Here is a 4969-nt window from a genome sequence, read left to right on the forward strand (position 1 = left end):
GGTCACCGGGGGAATTGTGCCTGATCAGGGCGTCATTCCAAGACACAAGAGCCGAGCCCATGCTCGGCTGGCGGCCGCGCGAACAGCAGCCGACCGTCGGGTCGGCTCTACAGAATTACGCCTCGCGCATGCGCCGCGCAATGGCGCTGCCGGCGGCGATGACGGCGGTCAGCGCCACCATCGAAAGGAACTGCAGGCGCGTGTGCGCTTCACTCAGCAGCAGGCCGAAGATCAGCGCCAGGATGCCCAGCGCACACACCGTCAGCCACGGGAAGCCAGCCATGCGGAACGGCAGGCGGGTGCCCAGGCGATCAGCCCGGCGGCGCAGCACCAGCTGCGAGACCAGCGACAGCGTCCACACCAGCAGGCAGGTGGAGCCGACGATGTTCAGCAGCACCGGTAGCACCTTGTCCGGGAACAGCAGCTCCATGATGGTGGCGGCGAAACCGAACAGCACGCTGGCCAGCACGGCAATGACCGGCACCTGGCGCGGGTCGGTCCAGCCCAGCACGGCCGGTGCCTCACGGCGCTGCGCCAGTGAATAGATCATGCGCGAGGCGCCGTAGAGGTTGGCATTGAGCGCCGACAGCAGTGCGATCACCGCGATCAGGGTGATGGCCGTGGCCGCGCCCGGAATATTGGCGACCGCGAGCACCGCGGCAAACGGCGACTTCAGCGACTCGCTGGTCCACGGCACCACGGCGATGATCACGCTGAGCGAGCCGATGTAGAACACGAGGATGCGCCAGGCCACGGTGCGGATGGCACGGGCGATGCTGCGCTCGGGGTCTTCGGTTTCGGCGGCGGCCACCGCCACGATCTCGGTGCCGCCGAAGGCGAACACCACCACCAGCAGGGCCGCGCCGATGCCGGCCAGGCCCTTCGGCGCGAAGCCGCCGTGCTGGGTGAAGTTGCTCAGCCCCGGCGAGGCCACCTGCGGCAGCCAGCCCATCAGCAGGGCGATGCCGATGGCGATGAAGGCCAGGATGGCGGCCACCTTGAGGATGGCGAACCAGAATTCGAACTCGCCGAAGTTCTTCACCCCGAGCAGGTTGATCGCAGTGAAGAACAGCATGAAAGCCAGCGCCGCCATCGGGACCGGTATCACCGGCCAGACCGTGGCCAGCAGGCCGGCCGCACCCACCGCCTCGGCGGCGATGACGATGACCAGCTGCACCCACCACAACCAGCCCACGGTGGCACCGGCGGTGGCGCCCATGGCATCGGCCGCATACACCGAGAACGCGCCACTGGTTGGCTTGGCTGCGGCCATTTCGCCCAGGGCATTCATCACGATGATCACCAGCGCGCCGGCCACCAGATAGGACACCAGCACAGCCGGGCCGGCCGCCTGCACGCCCACGCCGGAACCGAGGAACAGGCCGGCGCCGATCGCGCTGCCCAAGCCCATCATGATCAACTGGCGCGGCTTGAGCGAATGGCCAAGGCGGGAAGGCGTAACGGGGCTGGCGGGCATCGGCGGGACTGGCGGCGGCTACAGGGGCGTCACCTTACATTGTCCTCCACCCACGGGGATAGGCACAGTGCAGCAGACCGCTCAGGACAGCAGGGCCTCGCCGACATTCCCCCCGATACGGGCCCGATAGGCACGCGGCGAGAAACCGGTTTCAGCCTTGAACTTGCGGGTGAACGCACTCTGGTCGCTGAAACCGCAGGCCTGGCCGATGCAGGCGATGCTGTCGTCGCCGTGCAGCAGGTGCATGGCCATCTGGATGCGCAGCCGGGTCAGCACCTGCTGCGGGGTCATCTGGAACACCTTGCGGAAGCTGCGCTCCAGCTTGGACAGCGAGAAACCGGTGATGTCCAGCAGGGTCTGCATGCGCACGTTCTCGGCGTAGTGCGCGTTGAGGTGGGCCAGGGCCAGGCGCAGCTGCTCGTACTGGGTGCCCAGGCTGTCCTTCTGGCCCAGGTCGCGGGAGATGCCGATCAGCCCCTCGATGCTGCCATCCACCAGCAGCGGCCGCTTGCAGGTCAGGCACCAGCCCGGTTCGCGGTTGGCGAACAGGTGCAGCTCCATCAGGTTCTCGATCACCTCGCCGGACAGCACGCGCGCGTCCTGGTCCACGTAGTCCGCGCTCAGGCCGGTCGGGTAGATCTCGGCGGCGGTACGGCCGATGACATCCTTGCGCGCACGCAGGCCCAGCCGCCGCAGCATGGTCTGGTTGACGTGGGTGTAGCGGCCCTGGCGGTCCTTCATGAAGAACAGCACGTCCGGAATGGCGTCGAACAGGGCTTCGATGTCGGTGGGCTCGACTCGCATGCGGCAAGCATACCCGAGCCCGGTTTTGCCAGTACGTTCACCCGCGGCGGACCATGGGTTAACGGCCCGGGAGCGACTGTCATGGCCTGCCCCCCACATACCCCGGAGAACCCCCCGATGGCCGCCAGCAAGCCGACCGGCAAGCGCGCACCCGCCCCGTCCCGGAAGTCCCATACCCAGCAGCGCGGCGAGGGTGACGAGCTGCACCTGCAGGCCGGCGGCACGCACCCGCCGATGACCACGGCGCAGGGCATTCCGGTGGCCGACAACCAGAACTCGCTGCGCGAAGGCCCGCGCGGCCCCACCCTGCTGGAGGATTTCATCCTCCGCGAGAAGATCACCCACTTCGACCATGAGCGCATTCCCGAACGCATCGTGCATGCGCGCGGCAGCGCGGCCCATGGCTATTTCGAACTGACCCGTTCGCTGGCGAAGTACACCCGCGCCCGCGTGCTGACCGAGGTCGGAACCAAAACCCCCGTGTTCACCCGCTTTTCCACCGTGGCCGGCGGTGCCGGTTCGGTCGATACCCCGCGCGACGTGCGTGGCTTCGCGGTCAAGTTCTACACGCCGGAAGGCAACTGGGATCTGGTCGGCAACAACATCCCGGTGTTCTTCATCCAGGACGCGATGAAGTTTCCCGACCTCGTGCATGCGGTGAAGATGGAGCCGGACCGTGCGTTCCCGCAGGCCGCCAGCGCGCATGACACGTTCTGGGATTTCATTTCGCTGATGCCCGAATCGATGCACATGATCATGTGGGCGATGAGCGACCGTGGCATTCCCCGTTCGCTGCGCATGATCGAGGGCTTCGGCGTGCACAGCTTCCGCCTGTTGAACGAGGCCGGCGAGTCCACCTTCGTCAAGTTCCACTGGCGGCCGAAGCTGGGCATCCAGTCCACCGTGTGGGACGAAGCGCTGAAACTGCAGGCGGCCGACAACGATTTCCATCGGCGCGACCTGTTCGAGGCGATCCAGCGCGGCGACTTCCCCGAATGGGAGCTGGCCGTGCAGCTGTTCACCGAGGAAGAGGCCGAGGCGTTCCCGTTCGATCACCTCGATCCGACCAAGACCATTCCCGAGTCGCTTGTGCCGCTGAAGGTGATCGGGCGGATGGTGCTGGATCGCTGGCCTGACAATTTCTTCGCCGAGACCGAGCAGGTGGCGTTCTGCCCCGCCAACGTGCCGCCGGGCATCGACTTCAGCAACGACCCGCTGCTGCAGGGCCGGCTGTTCTCGTACCTGGACACGCAGCTGATCCGCCTGGGTGGGCCGAACTTCCACCAGATTCCGGTCAATGCGCCGAAGTGCCCGTTCGCCAACCACCAGCGCGACGGCCACATGCAGATGCAGGTGCCGAAGGGGCGCGTGGCCTACGACCCGAGCTCGCTGGAAGACGACAGCCCGCGCGAAACCCCGGCTGGCTTCCGCAGCCATGCAACCGCCGACGACGGACGCAAGGGACGCACGCGTGCGGCGAGCTTTGCGGACCACTACAGCCAGGCGCGTGCGTTCTTCCGCAGCCTGGAAAAGCCGGAGCAGGCGCACCTCGCCTCGGCGCTGGTATTCGAGCTGTCCAAGGTGGAAACGCTGAAGGTGCGCGTACGTACCGTCAGCCACCTGCGCAACATCGACGAGTCGCTGGCCAGGCGCGTGGCCGATGGGCTGGCCCTGGCCGACCTGCCCGATGCAGCGCCGACCGCAACGCCCGCACAGGACATGCCCGCCGTTCCCGAGGTACGCATCATCGGCCGCACGAAAGACACGCTGCAGGGGCGCTGCATCGGCATCCTGTTCGATGAAGGCTCTGATGCGGGGCTAATCGCCAGCCTGCGCAAGGCCGCGCAGAAGGCCGGTGCCGAAGTGAAACTGGTGGCGCCGAAAGTGGGTGGCGCCACGCTCAGCGACGGCAAGCGCCAGGCCGCCGATGGCCAGCTGGCGGGCACGCCCTCGGCGGTGTTCGATGCCGTGGCCGTCGTGCTCAGTGCGGACGGGGCCAAGGCGCTGGCCAAGGAAGCCGCTGCCGTCGAATTCGTCAGCCATGCGTGGGCACACCTGAAGGCCATTGCCAGCGATGCCGGTGGCCAGGCGCTGTTGAAGGCCGCCCGCGTGGGCAACGATGCCGGCACCGTGGAAGCCGAGGACGCCAAGGGCTTCCTCGCTGCCGCGGCCACTCGCCAGTGGGCACGCGAACCCAAGCTGCGCCTGCTGGCCTGATCGTTCCCTACAGGAGAAGCGACATGCCCCGTGGTGAGAAATCTGCCTACACCGACAAGCAGAAGCGCCAGGCCGAGCACATCGAGGAAAGCGAACGCGCGCGCGGCGCCAGTGAGAGTACGGCCGAACGCATCGCGTGGGCCACCGTCAACAAGCAGGATGGCGGTGGCAAGCGCAGCGGCAGCGGGCGCAAGGCGGCGAAGAAGGCGCCAGCGAAGAAAGCCGCTGCAAAGAAGACTGCTACAAAGAAGTCAGCAGCGAGTAAGGCGCCTGCGAAGAAGTCGGCGACGACGAAATCGCCTGCGAAGAAGTCGGCGACGACGAAATCGCCTGCGAAGAAGTCGGCTGCAAAGAGAGCCCCCGCATCCACGGCGACAAAGAAAACCGCGACGAGGAAAGCCGCGGCGAAGAAAACTACCGCCGCAACCCGCAGCGCCCCCCCCCAAAAAAGGCGGGCCACCCCGGGGACGT

At 67.0% G+C, this 4969-nt stretch carries 3 protein-coding genes and 1 pseudogene; 1 reads left to right on the forward strand and 3 read right to left on the reverse strand.

The annotated features are described in order from the left end of the window. Positions 1 to 115: 115 nt before the first annotated feature. The gene (locus IAE56_RS20535; protein WP_200753790.1) at positions 116 to 1477 is read right to left on the reverse strand and encodes an amino acid permease; all 1362 of its coding nucleotides are present in this window, start codon (positions 1475 to 1477) and stop codon (positions 116 to 118) included. Positions 1478 to 1558: 81 nt separating this feature from the next. Next, positions 1559 to 2281, reverse strand: a complete 723-nt coding sequence (locus IAE56_RS20540) for an AraC family transcriptional regulator (RefSeq protein WP_079222773.1) — start codon at positions 2279 to 2281, stop codon at positions 1559 to 1561. A gap of 183 nt (positions 2282 to 2464) precedes the next feature. On the opposite strand from IAE56_RS20540, the pseudogene IAE56_RS20545 reads away from it, so the two are divergent. Beyond that, a pseudogene (locus IAE56_RS20545) lies at positions 2465 to 4498 on the forward strand (catalase); the annotation flags it as partial. Between the two features lie 46 nt (positions 4499 to 4544). Here the strand turns inward: IAE56_RS20545 and IAE56_RS20550 are convergent. Further along, positions 4545 to 4969: hypothetical protein (locus IAE56_RS20550; RefSeq protein WP_200753792.1), on the reverse strand; the 425-nt coding region annotated here is incomplete at its 5' end.

The organism is Stenotrophomonas sp. S41, from assembly GCF_016624625.1.
In the GTDB taxonomy this organism is placed as follows: domain Bacteria; phylum Pseudomonadota; class Gammaproteobacteria; order Xanthomonadales; family Xanthomonadaceae; genus Stenotrophomonas.